General features: G+C 66.4%; 14 protein-coding genes and 1 pseudogene. 8 read left to right on the top strand and 7 right to left on the bottom strand.

What is annotated here, in order from left to right; translation table 11 throughout:
• Positions 1-8: 8 nt before the first annotated feature.
• Together lptG and lptF are read right to left on the bottom strand one after the other, a co-directional pair.
• On the bottom strand, positions 9-1,097 hold the full coding sequence (gene lptG, locus ASF53_RS18650) for an LPS export ABC transporter permease LptG (RefSeq protein WP_056201877.1): 1,089 nt from the start codon (positions 1,095-1,097) through the stop codon (positions 9-11).
• 10 nt (positions 1,098-1,107) lie between these two features.
• Positions 1,108-2,277 (bottom strand): LPS export ABC transporter permease LptF, encoded by a 1,170-nt coding sequence (gene lptF, locus ASF53_RS18645; RefSeq protein ID WP_056201875.1) that lies wholly within the window; start codon positions 2,275-2,277, stop codon positions 1,108-1,110.
• 427 nt (positions 2,278-2,704) lie between these two features.
• Between lptF and ASF53_RS18640 the strand changes: the two genes are divergently transcribed.
• The 4 genes from ASF53_RS18640 to ASF53_RS18625 all read left to right on the top strand — a co-directional run bounded on the left by ASF53_RS18640 (position 2,705) and on the right by ASF53_RS18625 (position 8,098).
• Positions 2,705-3,694, top strand: coding sequence for a transporter (locus ASF53_RS18640; protein ID WP_056201872.1), 990 nt, complete (start codon positions 2,705-2,707; stop codon positions 3,692-3,694).
• A 273-nt stretch (positions 3,695-3,967) separates the two neighbouring features.
• A complete protein-coding gene (locus tag ASF53_RS18635; RefSeq protein ID WP_056201868.1) occupies positions 3,968-5,461 on the top strand; it encodes a leucyl aminopeptidase in 1,494 nt (497 codons plus the stop codon).
• Complete coding sequence (locus ASF53_RS18630; RefSeq protein ID WP_056201864.1) at positions 5,458-6,258, top strand: hypothetical protein; 801 nt, start codon at positions 5,458-5,460, stop codon at positions 6,256-6,258. Before ASF53_RS18635 ends, ASF53_RS18630 begins: the two co-directional genes overlap by 4 nt.
• 97 nt (positions 6,259-6,355) lie before the next feature.
• Positions 6,356-8,098 (top strand): AMP-binding protein, encoded by a 1,743-nt coding sequence (locus ASF53_RS18625; protein WP_056201861.1) that lies wholly within the window; start codon positions 6,356-6,358, stop codon positions 8,096-8,098.
• 193 nt (positions 8,099-8,291) lie between these two features.
• On the opposite strand, the gene ASF53_RS18620 is transcribed toward ASF53_RS18625, so the two are convergent.
• From ASF53_RS18620 to ASF53_RS18610, 3 genes are read right to left on the bottom strand one after another with little or no spacing between them, the layout of a single operon-like run.
• Positions 8,292-9,170 carry an SGNH/GDSL hydrolase family protein gene (locus ASF53_RS18620; RefSeq protein WP_162242237.1) on the bottom strand — a complete coding sequence of 293 codons (879 nt, stop codon included), beginning with the start codon at positions 9,168-9,170 and terminating at the stop codon, positions 8,292-8,294.
• 28 nt (positions 9,171-9,198) lie between these two features.
• Positions 9,199-10,101 (bottom strand): glycosyltransferase family protein, encoded by a 903-nt coding sequence (locus tag ASF53_RS25910; protein WP_056201856.1) that lies wholly within the window; start codon positions 10,099-10,101, stop codon positions 9,199-9,201.
• 4 nt (positions 10,102-10,105) lie between these two features.
• Positions 10,106-11,842, bottom strand: coding sequence for a glycosyltransferase family protein (locus ASF53_RS18610; protein ID WP_082482824.1), 1,737 nt, complete (start codon positions 11,840-11,842; stop codon positions 10,106-10,108).
• Positions 11,843-12,424: 582 nt separating this feature from the next.
• On the opposite strand from ASF53_RS18610, the gene ASF53_RS18605 reads away from it, so the two are divergent.
• Complete coding sequence (locus ASF53_RS18605; protein WP_056201849.1) at positions 12,425-13,606, top strand: mechanosensitive ion channel family protein; 1,182 nt, start codon at positions 12,425-12,427, stop codon at positions 13,604-13,606.
• A 69-nt stretch (positions 13,607-13,675) separates the two neighbouring features.
• Here ASF53_RS18605 and ASF53_RS18600 read toward each other — a convergent pair whose 3' ends face one another.
• Positions 13,676-14,455, bottom strand: a complete 780-nt coding sequence (locus tag ASF53_RS18600; RefSeq protein ID WP_056201845.1) for a DsbA family protein — start codon at positions 14,453-14,455, stop codon at positions 13,676-13,678.
• Between the two features lie 300 nt (positions 14,456-14,755).
• Here ASF53_RS18600 and ASF53_RS18595 point away from each other — a divergent pair, with 300 nt between their 5' ends.
• The 3 genes from ASF53_RS18595 to ASF53_RS18585 all read left to right on the top strand — a co-directional run bounded on the left by ASF53_RS18595 (position 14,756) and on the right by ASF53_RS18585 (position 18,444).
• The gene (locus tag ASF53_RS18595) at positions 14,756-15,799 is read left to right on the top strand and encodes an HD-GYP domain-containing protein (RefSeq protein WP_056201841.1); all 1,044 of its coding nucleotides are present in this window, start codon (positions 14,756-14,758) and stop codon (positions 15,797-15,799) included.
• Positions 15,800-15,952: 153 nt separating this feature from the next.
• Positions 15,953-17,203, top strand: coding sequence for an OprO/OprP family phosphate-selective porin (locus tag ASF53_RS18590; RefSeq protein ID WP_286134526.1), 1,251 nt, complete (start codon positions 15,953-15,955; stop codon positions 17,201-17,203).
• Positions 17,204-17,280: 77 nt separating this feature from the next.
• A complete protein-coding gene (locus ASF53_RS18585; RefSeq protein WP_056201833.1) occupies positions 17,281-18,444 on the top strand; it encodes a pyridoxal phosphate-dependent aminotransferase in 1,164 nt (387 codons plus the stop codon).
• Positions 18,445-18,475: 31 nt separating this feature from the next.
• Here the strand turns inward: ASF53_RS18585 and ASF53_RS18580 are convergent.
• Positions 18,476-19,360: pseudogene (locus ASF53_RS18580) on the bottom strand (carotenoid biosynthesis protein).
• Positions 19,361-19,368 lie beyond the last annotated feature (8 nt).

Raw genomic sequence — 19,368 nt, 5'->3', positions numbered from 1 at the left:
ACCGCACATCAGCCGTCCTCCTGGTAGAGAAGCGTGAGCGTACCGAGCAAGCTCCCTACCACGGCGGGGAACCACGCCGCCACTGTCGGCGCGATCATCCCCGATGCGCCGAGGCCCTCCATGACCTGCCGCGCGACGTAGAGCACGAAGCCCGCACTCACCCCGCCGAGCACCAGTTTTCCGACACCACCAAAGCGGAAGAACCTTAAGGAAACCGTTGCCGCCACAAGGACCATCGCGAGGTAGAGCAGGGGCGTTGCCAGCAGCACATCGTACTGGAGCCGGTAGCGCGTGGCATCCAGCCCGGCCCGCTCGTGGCGTGCGATGGTCTCCGGAAGTTGCCAGAAGGGCACAGATTCCGGAGGGGTGAAGCGCTGGCGGATCTGGCTCGGATCGAGCGTCGAGGCGACGAGGTAGACCTCGTGGCTTTCGGGCGGTTCATCGCGTGTGAGAACGCGCACATCGCGCAACTCCCACCAGCCGTCGTGCAGGGTCGCCCGCGCCGCCTCGATCTGCGCGGCGAAGGCGCCCGCCTCGTCGAACTGGAAGACGGTGACGCCGGCCAGCGTCGTCGTGCCCTCGACCGCCGTCTCGGCGCGGATGATCGCCTGCCCGTCGATGCTGCGCTGGCGCAGCCACAGATCCTTGCCGGTGCCGGCCTTGGTGGATTTGGCGAAGATCTTCGCCTCGATCTCGCTGGAACGCTGCTTGAGCGCCGCGGAGAGGGGATTGTAGGCGCCGATGGCGATCGCGCCGATCGCCAGCGCCACGAAGGCGCCGGGCTGGAGGAACTGCCACGCCGAGATGCCGGCGGCCCGCGCCACCACGAGTTCGAGCTTGCGCGAGAGCTGCAGCAGGGCGGCCATGGAGCCGAACAGCACCGCGAAGGGCAGCACGCTCTCGGCCACGGCGGGCGTGCGGTAGAGCGCGAGCTGCGCCATCAGCCCCGGCGAGGCGCCCTCCGCATCGCCCGCCCGCCGCAGCAGCTCGACGAAATCGAGGGTGTAGACCAGGGCGAAGACCGTGAGGAACACGCCGAGGATGGTGCGCACGAAGCGCCACGCGAAGTAGCGGCCGAGGGTCGCGCCGATCAGCATGCCGGCGCCCTCAGGCCCGTCCGGCGAGCGGGCGACGGCGCAGGCCGGCGGCGAGCCGCCGACCGAGCCGGCCGAACCCCTCGTTCATCGCGCGGGTTCGGGCACCGCCGAAGATCAGCAGGCAGGAGAGGGCGATCGCCCCGAGCGGCGCGGCATAGATCGCCACCACCGCGCCGGGGCTGCGCACGGCGGCACTGCTCGCGGCAAAGCCGGCGATGCGCAACGCGATGACGCCGATCACCGCGCCTGCCACGGCCAAGCCCCGCCCCTGGCGGGTGGTGCGCGGATCACCGAGCGCGGCGAACGCGATGAAGGCGAGGGCCAGCGGGTAGAGCCAGGCCGAGAGCCGGTCATGGAGTTCGGCCCGGAAGCGGCCCTTCTGCAGGCGGTAATAGCCCTCCGCCGTATCGGGGAAGAGCAGGGCCAGGGTCGAGCGCTCGCGCGGCTTGTAGACCGTCTCCGAGTCCGGCGGCGTGAAGGCGGCGAGATCGACGGCGTAGCGCTCATAGCTCACGATCGAGGAATCGCGGCTGTCCTTCTGCTGGCGGTGGATGCTGCCCTTCTCCAGAACGAGGTAGGTCTGCCCATCGACCTCGCTGACGCGCCCGCGCTCGGCGAGGTAGACCACCGCCTTGCCGGCCTCGCGCTTGTCCTGAATGAACAGGCCCTGGAGCGAGCCGTCGGCGCCGCGCTCGCGGAAATGGAAGGTGATGCCGTTGTCGAGCGCCGTGAACTGGCCCTCCTTGACGACGTTGGCGACGAAATCCCCCCGCACCCGGGTCAGCACGTCGCGCAGCTCCTGGAAGGAGGAGGGCATCACCTGGATCGTCAGGAAGGCGACCACGACGCTGATCGCGAAGGCCAGCGTGGCGAAGGGCCGCAGCAACTGGCGCGGCGGCATGCCGGCGGCCGACATCACGATGAGTTCGGAATCGCCGTTGAGCTTGTTCAGCGCGTAGACGCAGGCGATGAACAGGGCGACCGGGGCGATCACCGTGATCAGCGTCGGCAGCGACAGGGCGGTGATGAACAGGAAGACGAGGAGCGTCTGCCCCTTGGCCGTGACGAGGTCGAGTTCGCGCAGGGCCTGCGTCACCCAGATCGTGCCGGTGAGGCCGATCAGACAGGTGAGGAAGGCCCCGAGCGCGATCCTGAATATGTAGCGCTCGATCTGCGTCATCCGCGCCTTCCGCCCCTCGAACCCCTTCCTCGCCACCGGTCCCGGCGCCGCGCAGTCTCGCCGGTCGCGGCGTCCAGGCCAAGCCGTCCCGAAGGCCGAGCTTTGGCGCTCAGAGTCTCGGGGCGCCCGGATTGAGGCCGTTTCGCGGCGCGATCGACGGGCCGTCGGACCGCGCGCGACCGCCCATTTCCGGCCGGGTCGCCGGAGGATGCGGCATCGATAGATCAGGCCGAAGCTGCGTAGCGCCGGATGACCAGCAACAAAATGCATTTGTCTGTCACCGGTCTTGATCGCCTTTTTGTTTGACTGTTGCCGAAAACCTAAACTGCACAGATCGACTGCATTTCACAATTTTAACGATTGAAAAAGGCGAATTATATACCATAAGATGGATCAAAGCCGGTCCGGCCAAGATACGGGGGGAGACATGCAGAAGAGAAGGACGACGCTGCGCGTCGTCACGGCGTGCCCAAGCATCGCGGCGAGCACGGCCTATGCCGCCCCGGTGACGCGCCCCGGCGAGCAGATCGGCCTCACCGCGGGTTATCCCCTGCCGACCGGTGTCGTCATCGCGGTCGACACCTTCACCGTCGGCCGCGCCGACCGGCCGAACGCGCCGGACACGATGGGCAACATCCCGTTCCTGGTCTGGGCCTCGCCCTACAAGCTGTTCGGCGCGCAGATCCAGCCGGTCGTCTCGTTCCCGACCCTGTTCGTCAACACCCGCAACCCGACGCCGCTACCCAACCGCGACGTCAGCGTGATGTACAACCCGCTGGTCGCCAACATCCTGGCCTGGAATCTCGGGAACGGCTTCGGCGTCTCCTACCTGCTCGGCGCCTACCTTCCGTTCAGCGACCGCGGCTCGCTCGGCGCCGGCTTCGCGGGCACGCCGCTCCTGCCGCAACTGGCCTCGACCACCATCCGCCAGACCTTTTCGGCCACCTATGTCGGCGACGGCAGCTACAACATCAGCGCCTCGCTCTCCCACGGCCTGACCGTGGACCCGCGCGCCCGCTTCGGCGGCCGGGTCGGGCAGGCGCTGGGGCCGATCGGGCAAGCGGACGGGCTCAATCTCGACCTGACGCTGGTCAAGAAATTCGGCAAGTTCGAGATCGGCCCGATCGCCTACGGCTCCCTCGACCTCGCGGTGGACCGCAGCGATCCGCTCTACCGCAACTACCAGAAGACCGGGCAACTCGCGGTCGGCGGCCTCGTCGGCTACAACTTCGACCGGTTCATCGTGCAGGCCTATGTCGCCCGCGACGTGGTCGCCCGCCAGACGCGCACCCGCACCGGCCAGTTGCAGGACAATGAGGAGACCCGCGGCTGGTTTCGCCTCGTCCTGCCGCTCTACGCGCCGAATATGGGCCAGACGGCGGAAGCCGCGCCCAGCCCGCTCGTGTGGAAGGACTGAGCGCAGCCCGAACGCATCGCGGCCTCAGGGGCATCGCGCGAAGCCGCACCAGCGGCTTTGCGGCGCGCAAGCCCAAGGAACCGCGATTGTCCGCGCGGCCGGGCCCCGGCGACGGAGGCCAGCCGGAAACCAGGGTCGTCGCCGTCACGCGATGGCCCCGGCTGCGGCCGGTCCCCGCGTTGCGTTCTGCGTTTCAGCGGGTACACAGGTTCGCCGGTTTTCGCGGGGTCCGCGGAGGAGCCGGCGGAAGACGGGTTGAGAGCAAAGAGCATCATGGCCGGTGGGATCGAAATCGCCTTTGAGCCGCTGACGTCGCGCGGCACCGGGGGCGACCTCGTGGTGTTCGTGGGCGACGACCTCGCCCTGTCCGGTGCCGCCGCCGAGGCGCTCGGCCGGCCCGGAACCGAGCTGGTCGCCCGCGCCGCCGCGAGCGAGCGCTTCAAGGGCAAGGCGCAGAGCGCGCTGGTCCTCCCGGCCCCGGCGGGGGTGGAGGCCGACCGGCTCGTGGTGATCGGGCTGGGGTCCGAGAAGGACCGGGCCAAGATCGATTGGACCGTGCTCGGCGGCTTCACCGCCGGCAAGGTCGGCGCCCGCAGCGCCCGCGTCGTGATCGACGGGCAGGGTTTCGCCGCCACCGCCCGGGATGTCGCCGACTTCACCCTCGGCGCCCGCCTGCGCAGCTACCGCTTCGACCAGTACAAGACCAAGAAGAAGGACGAGGACGAGGCGGGTGCCGCGCTGACCCTGCGTGTCGCCGACCCGTCCGCCGTCGAGGCCGCCGCGCGGAGCGCCGAGGCAGTGGCCGAGGGCGTGATCCTCGCCCGCAACCTCGTCAACGAGCCGCCGAACGTCCTCTATCCCGAGGAATATGCCCGCCGCGTCTCCGAGCTGACGCGCCTCGGCGTCGAGGTCGAGATTCTCGACGTGGCGCGGATGAAGGAAATCGGCATGGGCGCCCTGCTCGCGGTGGCGCAGGGCTCAGCCCGCGAGCCGCGGGTGGCGATCATGCGCTGGAACGGGGCGGACGACGCCTCCGAGCCGCCGCTGGCGCTGATCGGCAAGGGCGTGGTGTTCGATTCCGGCGGCGTCTCGATCAAGTCGGCCGGCGGCATGGAAGACATGAAGGGCGATATGGGCGGCTCGGCCGCGGTCGTCGGCACCCTGCACGCTCTGGCCTCGCGCAAGGCCAAGGCCAACGTGATCGGCGCCATCGGCATCGTCGAGAACATGCCCGACGGCAATGCCTACCGCCCCTCCGACATCGTCACCTCCCTCTCAGGCCAGACCATCGAGGTCATCAACACCGACGCGGAAGGCCGCCTCGTGCTCGCCGACGTGCTCTGGCACGTCCAGGCGACCTACAAGCCCAAGGCGATGATCGATCTGGCCACGCTGACCGGCGCGATCATCGTCGCCCTCGGCCAGGACATCGCCGGCCTGTTCTCCAACGACGACGCGCTCTCGGCGCAGATCACCGCGGCCGGCGAGGCGGCGGGCGAGAAGGTGTGGCGGATGCCGCTGATCCCGGCCTTCGACAAGGCGATCGACTCGAAGTTCGCCGACATGAAGAACACCGGCGGGCGCCACGGCGGCGCGGCCACGGCGGCGGCCTTCCTCAAGCGCTACGTCAACGACGTGCCGTGGGCCCATCTCGACATCGCCGGCGTCGGCATGTCCTCCACCCCCTCCGAGATCAACCGGAGCTGGGGCGCGGGCTGGGGCGTGCGCCTGCTCGACCGGCTCGTGCGCGAACACTACGAGCGGTGAGCCGCACCGGAGCGCTCTCCGCCGGCCCGGAGGCCGGTTCGGCGGAGGCGCCTGCATCGCGCTCGCAACGGGGCCGCCTGGCCATCGCCGCAGCGCCGCTGCTGGCGGCGCTCGCCGCCCTGTTCGTCGTCTTCCTCACCGGCTTCGATCAGCGCAGCGCGATGCCGCCGGACGTGGCGACGCGGTTCTACGGCTTCTTCCTCGACCGCTACCCGCTCTTCGTCTTCGGACTGGTCTACGGGCTCACCCGCATCCTGACCGTCATGCTGGCGCCGGGCCCCGCCTCGCTGGTCCGGCGGATCGTCGGCGGGGGGATCGGCCTCGCGCTGGTCCTGGCCGTGAGCCTGCACCCGACCTTCGGCGGCTTCGTGCTGCGGGCAGGCTTCGCCACCGGCAGCGGCGCCTTCCTCAACGGCACGCCGATGGCGCTCGCCTACGCGATGGGGGCGGGCGCCGCCGCGGGCCTGTTCGGGCTGGCCATGGGGCTTGGCGCACGTCTGGCCGGCCGGCCGGGTCCGGCGCGCAGCGGAAGCCGCGGGCGCAGGGCAGGGCGGGCGCTGCTGGGATGGGTCGCGGGGTTCCTCGCCCTGTGGTTCGCCGCCGCCATGGTCGGGCTCGCCCGCGATGCCGGGTTCGGCCCGTGGCCGCGCCGCCTGCTCGACGCCCGCGACCTCGTCGTCGCCGCCCTGGTGCTGACGGTCGCCGCCCTGCCGCACGGGCTGCTCGTGGCCGCCCGCTTGCGGCCGCGGCGAACAGCCCAGGCCCCCCCTCAAGCCGCGCGGATGGGCGTGGCTTGATCGAACGCGCCGGAAACGCTTAAGCCACAACGGGAAGCGGCGGAGCCGGCGTGAGGCCGGCCCTCATAAGCCGCGTCACAGGGCAGGAGGGACGAGGATGGCGCAGGACCGGAGCGCGGAGCGTCCCTGGCTGGCTGCCTATCCCCCCGGCATTCCCGCCGACATCGATGCCGATTCCGTCGGCACGGTGGTCGATCTGTTCGACCGCAGCGTGCTGCGCTTCGCCGAGAGCCCGGCCATCACCTGTTTCGGCGCGAGCCTGCGCTACCGCGAGGTCGGCGCCGCGGCGCAGGCGGTGGCGGCGTGGCTCGCCGCCAACGGCTACGGCAAGGCCGGCAAGGGCAGCGAGAAGGGCGTGGACGGCATCGGCGACCGCGTCGCGGTGATGATGCCCAACGTCCCGGCCTGCCCCGTCACGCTGCTCGGCGCGCTGGTGGCGGGCTGCACCGTGGTCAACGTCAACCCGCTCTACACCCCGCGCGAACTCGCCGCGCAGATCAACGATTCCGGCGCGCGCGTCCTCTTCGTGCTGGAGAATTTCTGCCACACGGTCGAGCAGGCGCTGCCGCAGATGCCGAGCGTGGAGCGGATCGTCGTGGCGGGGCCCGGCGACCTGCTGGGGCTGAAGGGGCGGATCGTCGATCTCGTCTCGCGGCGGGTGAAGCGGGCGGTGCCGCCCTACACCCTGCCGGCCGGGCGGACCCAGCGGTTCGAGGCGGTGGTGCGGACGGGCCGCGGCCTCAAACGCCCCTCGGTCCTGATCGAGCCCGGCGACGTCGCCTTCCTGCAATATACCGGCGGCACCACCGGCATCGCCAAGGCGGCGATGCTGACCCACCGCAACATCATGGCCAATGTCGAGCAGAGCCGGGCCTGGTTCCGCGGCCCGTCGGGGGGCGGGGATGGGGAGAGACAGGTGGCGGTGACGGCGCTGCCGCTCTACCACATCTTCGCGCTGACGGCCTGCTTCCTGTTCTTCTTCCGGCTCGGCGGCTGCTGCCTCCTGATCCCGAACCCGCGCGACCTCGACGGCTTCGTGAAGACGCTCAGCCGCACCCGCTTCACCAACTTCGCCGGGGTGAACACGCTGTTCAACGCCCTCAACAACCACCCGAAGATCGGCACGGTCGATTTCTCGCAGGTCGATTACGTGGTCGGCGGCGGCATGGCGGTGCAGTCGGCGGTGGCCGCCCGCTGGAAGGCGATCACCGGCCATACCATCCTCGAAGGCTATGGCCTGTCGGAGACCTCGCCGGTGGTGAGCGTCAACCCGCTCGGCCTCGCCGAGTGGACCGGGACGATCGGCTATCCCTTGCCCTCGACCGAGGTGACGATCCGCGCCGAGGACGGCACGGTGCTGCCCTTCGGCGTGCCGGGCGAACTCTGCGTGCGCGGCCCCCAGGTCATGGCCGGCTACTGGAACCGCCCGGAGGAGACGCGGGCGGCGATGACCGCCGACGGCTTCTTCCGCACCGGCGACGTGGCGGTGATGACGCCGGACGGGCAGATCCGCATCGTCGACCGGATGAAGGACATGATCCTCGTCTCCGGCTTCAACGTCTATCCGAACGAGGTCGAGGACGTGCTCGCCACCCACCCGGCGGTGGTCGAATGCGCCGTGGTCGGCGCGCCCTGCGGCGACAGCGGCGAGATGGTCGTCGCCCACGTGGTCCTGCGCGATCCGTCGGTGGATCCCGACGCGCTCAGGGCGCATGCCCGCGCGAGCCTCACCGGCTACAAGGTGCCCCGCCGGATCGTGATTCAGGACAGCCTGCCGAAGACCAATGTCGGCAAGGTGCTGCGCCGCGCCTTGCGGGAGGACGGGCCGGCGGCGGGGTGAAGGCTCCGGCGACGGGGACCGTCGCGTCGAAACGCGCTCCGAAGCATCGCCCCCAACCATCGGATTTGGAACGATGGTCCCGGATCTCGATCCGACTCTCTTCACCGCAGATGAGCATCTTTCAAAAAGCGCCCGCTGCGCCTTCGTGCACGGAGGAAAAGTGCCCAGCGACCGGGCGTCTTGTGAGAGATACTCAGATCACGCCCTGGTCTCGGAGCGCCTGGGCGAATCCGCGCTCGACCAATGCCTCTGCTGCCCGCCCCGCCCCGAGCCCGGTCAAATGGATGTCATCATAGAACATGCCATCCAAGCCGTCGGCAAACGACTGGATGTCGATGTAATGAGTACCGAGCTGGCAGCATAGGTCTTCGATCTGCCGGTTCGCCGAGCGGCGATTGCGCACCCTGACGGAATACGCGTCCTTGCTTGGATAATGTCCTTGTACATACGCTCCCTGAAAGACAGTCTGGTGCGGGGTCGAAACGAACACGAGCGGGATCGCGAACGCTCGCGCGGCGTCGATGAGCAGTCGATTGAGGGTCGATCGACTGTTCTCGTCCATTTCCTCGCGAAAATTCTGATCCCAGAAACCCGGCGCGTCGCCGTTGTCCATGATGCTGCGCAGATAGGCGTCTTTGCTCCAGAAGCTGTCGACCTTGAACATCGCTTCCAGATCCATGATGCCGGTCATGAGGAAGACCGCATCCGGTTTCAGCGGGACGACCTTGTTGATGAAGGCATTTAGGACATGGAGCGTCGTACTCCCGCTGTAGCCGCCATTCAGCACATTGATGCTCTGACTCGTCTTCTGACGTATCCGTTTCTGGAGCTGCGCACAGAAGCGGTCATCTTCTTTGACGAACAGGCATTCCAGCACGCTGTCCCCCAATCCGATGATCGTCTTACCTGTTAAGGAATGGCCGGACAGAATGAACCCGTTCTCATCGGTACGAACGCGGCACGGGCGGTCATCGATGGCATGACCACGGGCCTCAACGTAATCTGCGGAGGGGATCGCCTCGAAATCAAGGTTTGCACCATATTCCTTCAGTCGGATTGATCTTCCGGCCACACGCCCCTCCGCGATAACTATCAAAATTTCATTTTGCGCGCGACAAGCACCTATCGATGAACTGGTTTGCGGAGCACAATGTTTCCAGCTCGCGCCGGAATGCTTCGGCGCGCCGCAGCTGCTCGTCATAGCTCTCCAAGGCCAAGTCGAGGCGAGACATGAGATTGCTGCCTAGGTCGTTGGTGAAGATGAAGGGGCAGGCCGTCATCCAGGGCGGGATCGGGATAGGCTCCGACACGACCACTGCCCCGACCGCGGCACCGATCAAGGTCCGAGGCTCGAACGACACATGATCCTCCGCATGGATGTTCAAAACGACCTTGGACCTACGAAGCAAATTGACAAGTTCTTCACCAAACAACCCGTGATCGATGCTGACCAATCTAAATTTTCGCCGCTTTAACGGTTCGAGCATTTCATACCTACGCGGCGAGACACGCCCTATGAAAAGTACATCGATATCTTTATGGCAATTTTTTTGCTCGAAAAGCATTGGATTAAGAGGATAAGGAGGAAAGTCTGCAAATCTCATTCCGACACTATCGAAAAATTCTTTTGAAGAGATGTCATAATGATAGAGCTGATCGAACCGCCGGATCGCGCTATTGTCAAAAAAATCGAATTTCCTTCTATGAACCTCTGCTCCGACGATGCGATCCCCGATTTTTTGCGGGAAGATTTCGCTTGAGAAGCCGATTTTCTCGCCGGAAAACGAGAGCAGCACGGATAGCGGCACAAGCTCGGGCCGAAACGCAAGCAGCGCGTCCGGCTTGAAGGCCTCGATTACGTTGAATGCGCGATTCTCAACCCCATGATAAAATTCGAGCTTATGGATCAGCGTCTTTCCATGCGTCTCCGGCATGTGAAGTTCAAAGTAGGGTCGGTGCCCCACAACGAGCACCCTGCGCTCGTAGTTCTGGTTGATCGCCATCCCACTAGCTCCAGGCAACGAAATCATCGTTGAACATTTTTGGAAACCAGACGCTGACGTGACCGACCGATGTATACAATTGGAGACGCTCCCGATCCCAGACGAATTTACTATCGTCGAAATCAGCTTCGTAGTGTACGTGCCACCCTTTCTCCATTCGCTCTTTCTCGAATCGGGGGAGCCTTTCCAGCGTAATTTTACGTCGAGCGTGGCTCACGGAGCGAAGTGCATAATGCTTGCGCGGGAGGCGCAGGGGATAAGCTTTGATGCCGCCGAACTGCACATAATGCCCGGCTGAACTGGCGAGATCCACAACCGTATCGGGCTGAACCCAAGCCTTTAGCTGGCTCGCATATCCAGGCTTGTCGCTGAACTCGAAATAGTCGAAATGCGCTTCGATATCAGGACCGGGCTCCGATCGATCGATCGGCCTGAAGTCGAACATGCGCATGTTGACAGCATTATACCCGAGCGAGGCTATCGCCTGCAGCGTCGATGCGCAGGTGGAATTGCCGACAAGCGAGGTGGTTATCTCGTCGCTGTCCTGATGAAGGATCCATCGGCCAGGAAATTGGCTGGCGATTACCTGCTTCCGGCTGAGGATGCCGTGCCAGTCGTACTGATCGCTCGGCCCGGCGGATGGGAATCTCTCGATTCCGTCAATATAGGGCGTCAGATCGGATGCTGAAGCCAACTCACTGATGATCTCGTAGGTCGCGTCACTCGACCAGTTATCGATCAGCCATAGCGAGAGACCTTCTCTCACAGCGGCACGAAGCACGGCCTCGATACAATCAGCATCGTTGTACATTGCAATGATGGCAAGTGGGCGACGCGCATCCTTTCCTCTGTCTTCGCCGATGCGGTAGATCAGTTTATCAAGGTAGATGTAGCGGTTAAAAATCTCCTTTGTTCCAAAATAGTCTGCATAATTTACGAACTTGAACTGCAATCGATCGATCTCGTTCGCGTGGCCGGCGGGCGAATCGTTCAAAGGCATCGTCACGCGGCGCTCGCCGAGACCGTAGGCGGTGAAATGCGCCAGCGGGCTGACGTTGTTTTGAGCGACGTCGGGATATCGGGCGTTGTAGAATTTGGTGTCGAAGAGGGGGTGGGTATCGATGGCACTCCATTTTTCGTTCGAAGACATGTAATTTTTGAGAATAGGCAGGGTTTGCCCGGAATTTACGCCAAGCGCGCTGCCGATCCGGTGCATCGAGAAAAAGGGCGACGTACTATACCCGTTCTCGGAGCCAATCTGTAAAAAGTGCTCGAGAGGAGATCCTTCTCGATCGGTGGGCTTCATGTATGTGCCGACATACCAATCGTTATCAAAATACATCGATGGAGAGACATTATCCCTCCAATCATCTTTGCAATAATGCTCAAACGGCTCGACATCGATGCAAAAACCCTTCTTTTCCGCCTCATGAATATAGTATCCGATATCGAACATGATATGAGGACACAGTCCGATCCTCCACCCTCTCTTGATGTAATGCAGGAGATAGTTGGCTGGGCGTCGGGCGTGCGCTGGGAATCGTGCTTTGTAAAATTCGAGGTCGAATACGCCATCAGTGCCGATTTTTGATTGCCGTTCAGACCGCAGATATGAACGCGCAGCTTTTAGCCTGCCCTCGTGAGGAAAATTCTTTATCAAGCTGAATGAGTTGAAGATGGCACTGCTTGCCAGCAGTCGGATATCTTCATTTTTTCCAATGATGGACAACAGTCTTCTCATCGACGGTCGAGTCTCCACAAGGATGCCTTCGGCGCGAACGGTCTCCGAAAGTTGCGCCTGCGCCGCGGCGTCGCTTCGCCACCCGCTGACCGGGTGGGGCTACGTCAAGACTGATCTCGTTGCGGCCGAGGCGACACTCCAACGAAGCATCGATATGCATCGCTCATCTCGCCATGAAGAGGATACACCCGAGAGCCCAAAGCAACAGAACATGAGCACAAGTGATATCCTGAAATATTTGATGCCATCGGCCACTTTTATCGATGAGCGCCAGCGCTTTTCACATGACGTGAACCCGCCACCATAAATCTCGTCAAGGTTGGCTTTCTAGGCATAAGCCGCGCTTTTAGCAACTTAAAAGAACGATCAGGGTGTCGAACGTCTCATGCTGCCACGCAGAAGGACCGCGTGCCGTTGTGTTGGCTCTTCAGCGCTCGAGGCTCGGGCCGGCCGGTTGCCGGCGCCGCGCCTCGGTGCCGCGGGACATGCAATAAGGGCGGTGGCGGCAGAGCAGCTGCACCATTGTGCAGTGCGGAACCGGGCCCGGCAGCGATCATTGCCCCCCTGACGAGGAGGTGATCGATGGCGGAAATTCACGCATTCTTCGATCAGTCGATCGGCTGGATCGTCCAATGGCCCTGGTGGGTGGCGAGCCCGATCCTGGTCGCCGGCTGCTGCGCGCTGGTGCTGCCCCTGCACGGGGTGGCCTACCGCTTCGCGCAGCGGGCGGTGAGCGGCAAAAGCCTGTTCTGGCGCTCGTTGGTGTCACGCACCCGGGGCCTGAGCCGGCTCGCCCTGCTGGTCCTGAGCCTCGCGCTCGCGGTCTCCACCGCGCCGCTGACGTGGCAGATCCGGCTCGTCCTCAATCAGGTGCTGCTCGTCGCCTTCGTGACGCTGGCGGGCTGGACCTGCGCCACGGCGATCCACATCGCCACCGTGATCTATCTGCGCCGGTTCAAGCTCGATGCGGAAGACAACCTGCTCGCCCGCAAGCACTTTACGCAGATGCGCATCCTCGAGCGGGCGGCGCTGACGCTGGTGGCCATCGTCACCGTCGCCATCGCGCTGATGACCTTCGAGCCGGTGCGGCAATACGGGGTAAGCCTGCTCGCCTCGGCGGGGGCGGCCGGGCTGATCCTTGGGTTGGCGATGCAGCCGGTGCTCTCCAACCTCGTGGCGGGCATCCAGATCGCCATCACCCAGCCGATCCGGATCGAGGATGCGGTCATCGTCGAAAACGAGTGGGGCTGGGTCGAGGAGATCAACGCGACCTACGTCGTCGTGCGGCTGTGGGATTGGCGCCGCCTCGTGCTGCCGCTGACCTACTTCATCCAGAAGCCGTTCCAGAACTGGACCCGCGAGGGCGCCTCGCTGATCGGCTCGGTGTTCCTCTACGTCGATCACCGGGCGCCGATCGAGGCGATGCGCCAGGAACTCCGGCGGATCGCCGGGGCCTCCCGGCTGTGGGACGGCAACGTGGTCAACCTGCAGGTCTCGGACGCGCGGGAGGGCGTGATCGAACTGCGGATGCTGGTGAGCGCCCGCAACGCCCCCCAGACCTGGGACCTGCGCTGCGAGGTGCGCGAGAAGATGATCGGCTTCCTGCAGAAGGAGCACCCCTGCGCCCTGCCGCGCCAGCGGGCGGAATGGGTGAACCCCGAACCGCCCTATCCCGGCGGCCACGCCGCGCCCGAGGCCGGCAACGAGCCCGGCATCCGCGGCGAGCGCCCGCTCCGCAGCGATCCCCGCGCCGCCGCCGCCTGAACGAAAAAAAGCCCGGTGCGCTCGATCCGCACCGGGCTTTTCCCTATCCGTCCGTCGCGAGTGGAGACCTTAGCAGCTCGCGTGGCCGCACTGGCGGATGTCGTTGATGGTCTTGCGCATCGGCTCGACGCCGACCGCGCCGGGCAGGATCTCGTCGCCGATGACGAAGGCGGGGGTGCCCGAGAGGCTGAGCTTGTCGCCGAGGCCGACATTCTCGGTGAGCGCAGCCTTCACCTCCGGCCCCTGCGCGTCCTTCTTCAGGCGCTCCACGTCGGCGCCGAATTCACGCGCCACCGCGATCGCCCGCTCGCCGTTGATGCGGCCCTTGGTCTCGAACAGCTTGGCGTGGAAGTCGAACATCTTCTCCGGCTTGAGCTGGAGCTTGGCCGCGAGCGCGATCCGGCTCGCCTCCAGCGACTCGGCGCCGAGGACGGGGAAGTCCTTGAGCACCACGCGCAGCTTCGGATCGGACTTGATCAGGGTCTGCACGTCGGTGAAGGCCTTGCGGCAATAGCCACAATTGTAGTCGAAGAACTCGACCACGGTGACGTCGCCGTTCGGGTTGCCGGCGATGATGCCGTGGGGCGAGTTCGTCAGCGCCTCGCGCGACTCCTTCAGCGCGGCGGACTGGGCAAGCTTCTGCGTCTCCTGGGCGCGGCGCTCGCCCTCGGCGATCGCCTCCTGCAGCACGTCGGGGTTCTTGACGAGGTAGTCCTTGACGATCCCCTCGATCGCCTTGCGCTGGGCGTCGGTGAAGGGGGCGGCATCCTCCGCGCGGGCGCCCGCGGCCGCACCGAGCGCAAGGCCGCCGGCGAGGGCGAAGACGGAAACGGAGCGGAAGAGCTTCATCGATACCTCGAAATGCGTGTCGGGGACGACATCCCGGCCGGGACCATCGACAAGGCGTCCCCACCGGCCCCGCCGACGAAACAATGACACAGCGCACCTGCTGCGCCGATCGGAATCGGATCCGGACGGGAACCCCCCTGAAGGGCCTCGCGCCGTTCCTGCGCCCGGGCTGCGGCGATTTCGCGGCGACCGCTCTCTGCGGCGTGGTGCGATCGAAAGTCGTGCAATCTTAGCGATTTGCTAAATAGTGGACCTCAAGTTCCGGGCAAGCCACGATGCAGCCGGAACGGGGAGGGCAGCGTGATCGTCGTGCTGAGCGACCGCCCGGACCGCAGCCAGTCTCTGGTCGATGCCCTGCGCGCGGTCACCGAGTGCCGGGTCGTGGGCACCGACGAGACCTGGGACCGGATCGGCCTCTTCCGCGGTGTGATCGCCGACATCACCCTGAGCCGCCCCGAAGCCAAGCGCTGCCTGCGCCTGCTGGCGAACCGTCCCGCACGCACGCGCACGCCCCTGATCTGCCTGACGCGCGGCGACGGGCAATCCGCCTTCACCGAGGCGCGCAACCTCGGCGCCACCCTGTGCCTTTCGGCGCTGGTCGAGCCGCGGATGGTGGTGGGCTCGCTGGTGCGCGAGGTCTGGCCCGAGAAATCGGTGGCCGACCTCGTGGTGACCCGCGAGGCCGAGCGGGCGGGCACGCTGATGACGCGCCTGTTCGAATCGGCGCAGACCGGCCCGATCGACATGCCGAGCGTCGAGCGGGGCATCGCCCCGGTGCTCGACGCGATCCACGAGGGCGGCCTGTCGCGCTGGCTCGACGAAGTGTGGGCGCATGACGACGTGACCTTCCAGCACTGCCTGCTGGTCTCCGGCGTCGTCGCCGCCTTCGCCCAGAATCTCGGCCTCTCCGCCGGGGACAAGCAGCTCATGACCCGCGCCGCGCTGGTGCACGATGTGGGCAAGTCGCGCATCCCGCTCGCCGTCCTCAACAAGCCCGGCCGGCTCGACGACGACGAGCGGGCCGTGATGCAGACCCATGCGCCGATCGGCCACGAGATCCTGACGGCCTCCGGCGGCTGCGACCCGATCACGCTCGCGGTGACGCGCCACCATCACGAGATGCTCGACGGCTCGGGCTATCCGGACCAGCTCTGCGCCGACGCGATCGGCGACCCCGTGCGGCTTCTGACGATCTGCGACATCTATGCCGCCCTGATCGAACGGCGCCCCTACAAGGCGCCGATGTCGACCCGCGACGCGCTCTCCATCCTGTCGGGCATGCAGGGCAAGCTGGAGGGTGGGCTGGTGCAGGCCTTCGGCCGGGCGGTGCAGACGGTGCCCTGAGCCGGGTCTCCCGCGCGGCGGGTGCGGCCCGTTTCACAGGGCGGCCGAGACGCAGACCGTCTTACGGCGGTCACGAAAACCATCATAGGCTAACGGATCATCACTTCGAGAGATCTGTTCATGCTTGCGCGTCGACGACAGCCGGGTGCCGCGATGCCGGCCCTGATCCCGGCGGTGACGCTGGCCCTGGCCTGCCTGTTTGGCCCGCCGGCGGCCGCCAAGGAGCCCGCCGGCGCCAAGCCGCCGGCCACCCTTGATGAAAAGGGCATCACGCTCCGCTTCGATGACGGCAGCACCTTCCGCATCGGCGGGCGGCTTCAGGGGGATTTCGGCACCGGGCGAGTGCAGCAGCGCGGCTTCGGCACGGTGTTCGAGGAGCCGGCGGCGATCCGCCGGGCCTGGATCGAGACCTCCTACAGCCTCAAGGATTTCGCGTTCGCGTTCCAGTACGACTTCAACGAGCGGCGCGTGCCGATCAGCGACGCGATCATCGCCTACAAGGGCTTCCAGGACGTCATCATCACCCACGGCAACTTCAAGGAGCCGTTCAGTCTCGACCAGCTCATCAGCGACAACGTCACCCAGTTCACCGAGCGCTCGCAGGCCGACGCCTTCGCCCCGGCGCGCAACTTCGGCACCGCCATCGGCACCCACGGCACGAACTGGACCGCGGTGACAGGCGTGTTCGGCGGCAACATCAGCACCGGGATCGCGAATAACGGCATCGCCTCGACCACCCGCGTGACCTACACGCCGTGGCTCGCGGAGAACAAGAACGACGTGCTGCATTTCGGGCTGGCCGGCAGCTACCGGACGCTCGGCGACGACGCCAGCAGCCTCAGCCTATCGAGCCGCTCGGAGGCGTTCCTGTTCGCCCGGCCGCTCGTCAACACCCGGACGATCCGCGACGCCACGGCGATCGGCCGGGTCGGGGTCGAGGCGGCGTGGCAGCAGGGGCCGTTCCGGCTCCTGGGCGAGTACATCCTCACGGATATCGAGCGCCGCGACGGGCGCTCGCCTTTGCTGTTCCAGGGCGGCTACATCCAGGCCTCGGTGGTGCTCGACGAGAAGGGCCGGCCCTACCAGGTCGTGCCGGGCCACGGCAGCGAGTACGGCGTGTTCAAGGGCGTCGCGTTGGAGGAGCGCCAGCGGGTGAGCCGCGGCGGCACCGGCGTGTTCGAACTCGGCCTGCGCTACAGCGCCATCGACCTCGAATCGAAGGAGGTGCGCGGCGGCGTCGAGCACGATTTCACCGCGGGCGTGAACTACTATCCCGAACCCAACCTGCGCTTCGTCTTCGACTATGTCCGCTCGCACGCCTCGCCCTCGGCGGAATCGCTGAATTTCCGCCGCCGCACCGTCGATGCCGACCTCTTCATCGGCCGGGCGCAGCTCTACTGGTAGGCGGACCCCGCGGTTGAGCGGGGCGCCGGCAGGGTCTACCTGACCGGGACCCCGCCTCTCCTGTGAGGAGCCCCGCCTTGAGCCCCGATCCCGCCCTCTCGCGCCGCGCACAGGCCGTCGCGCCCTTCCTGGCGATGGACGTGATGGCCGCCGCCGGCGCCCGCGAGCGGCGCGGGGAGGGCGTCATCCACATGGAGGTCGGCCAGCCCTCGGCCCCGGCGCCCCGCGCGGTGATCGCGGCGGCGCAGGCCGCGCTCGCCGACGGGCGCATCCCCTACACGGAAGCGCTCGGGCTGCCCGCCTTGCGCGAGCGCATTGCCCGGCACTACGCCGAGACCTACGGCGTCCGCCTCTCACCGGAGCGGGTGGTGGTGACGACGGGCTCCTCGGCGGGCTTCGTGCTGGCCTTCCTCGCCCTGTTCGATGCGGGCGCCCGGATCGGCGTGCCGCGCCCCGGCTACCCCGCCTATGACGGCATCCTGCGCGCCCTCGACCTGATCCCGCAGCCGCTGACCCTGCGCGCGGAAGACCGCTACGCCCCGACCCCCGCGCTGGTGCGCGCGGTCCATGCGGCGCACACCCTCTCCGGCCTGCTGGTGATGAGCCCGGCCAACCCTTCCGGCACGGTGATCGAGCCCGCCCGCCTCGCCGAACTCTGCGCCACGGCGCGGGCGCTCTCGCTGCCCTTCATCTCCGACGAAATCTATCACGGCCTCAGCTACGGCGTGCCGACGGCGACCGCGCTGCAATTCGATGCGAACGCGCTGGTCATCAACTCCTTCTCGAAATTCTACTGCATGACCGGTTGGCGGGTCGGCTGGATGGTGGTGCCCGAGACGCTCGTCCGCGGCATCGAGCGGCTGGCGCAGAACCTCTACATCTCGGCGCCCTATCTCTCGCAGATCGCGGCGCTGGCGGCCTTCGACACGCTCGACGAGATCGTCGCGATCCGCGAGGGCTACGCGGGCAACCGCGCCGTGCTCCTCGACGCGCTGCCGTCGCTCGGCTTCACCGACATCCACCCGGTGGACGGGGCCTTCTATCTCTACGCCGACATCGCCCGGCACACCGACGACGCGCGTGCCTTCTGCCGGCGGATGCTGGACGAGACCGGCGTCGCCGCGACGCCGGGCCTCGATTTCGACCCGGAGGAGGGCGGCCACCACATCCGCTTCTCCTTCGCCGGCTCGCAGGCGGATTGCGCCGAGGCGGTGACGCGGCTGAAGCGGTGGCTGGGCTGACCCGCCGACGGAGCGGTTCGCGGATCGCCCTTCAGGAGGTCGAACGGTGCGTGGGCCGGTCCGCACGAACCGGCTCGGCGCCCGGCGGGGCCGGCATCGCTGCCAGCCTCATCAGGGCGACAAGGGCGACCGGGAGCATGGTGAACAGGGCCATGATCGCCGCCGTCTCGCGAATATCGGCAGACGACCACAAGCGTCCACCGGCATCCACGACGGCCGTGTCAGGGTCGAGGAGCGGCGGCAGGTGGCAGAGCGCGGAGGCGGCGTAGAGCAGCACCGGCACCGCCAGGAAGGCCGGGCTCCGCCGGATGCTCCGGCGCCGGCCTCGCTCTCGGTAGGCGAACAGGGCGAAGCCCTGGAAGAATAGCCACGTCGTCAGGAACCAGCCGAAAAAGTTCGAGAGCGGGACGCCGAAATAGCCGCCGCTCTCGAACCAGGCCCAGGCCCGTCCGATCGTGGCGTTGGCCGGGTCCATGACCACGTCTCACTGCGTCAGGGTGAAGGCCGCGACGACGGGCGTGAATGCGAGTTCCCGCCGGTTCGCCGGACCGCCGACATCGGTGCCCAGGAGCAGGCAGGCGATGATCCAGGCGGGATAGCCGATCCCGAAATAGAGCGGCCCGACGATGACCGGGATCGCGCCGACATGCGGGAGATCGGGCGCGACGAGGAATTTGTACGCCCCGAAGGGAAATCCGGTGGCGACGCCGACATTCTCGACCGTGAACGTCACCGTCAGGCAGATTGCGAGGAACGCCGACGCTTTGCGGGCGCCGAGGGTCAGCACCGCATGCACGGTCAGCACGACGATGGAAACGAAGGCGACGCCCTGCGCGAACGGCGTGGTCCGCCCGCCCTGGTAAAGCACCGTCAGCAGGAGAACCGAAAATACCAGCCAGAGGCCTGCGCGACGCATTGCCCGCT

Origin of the sequence: Methylobacterium sp. Leaf123, assembly GCF_001423405.1 — a bacterium.
GTDB lineage: Bacteria > Pseudomonadota > Alphaproteobacteria > Rhizobiales > Beijerinckiaceae > Methylobacterium.
Note: the sequence above shows the minus strand (reverse complement) of the source record. Positions and strands in the feature narration are given on the sequence as shown.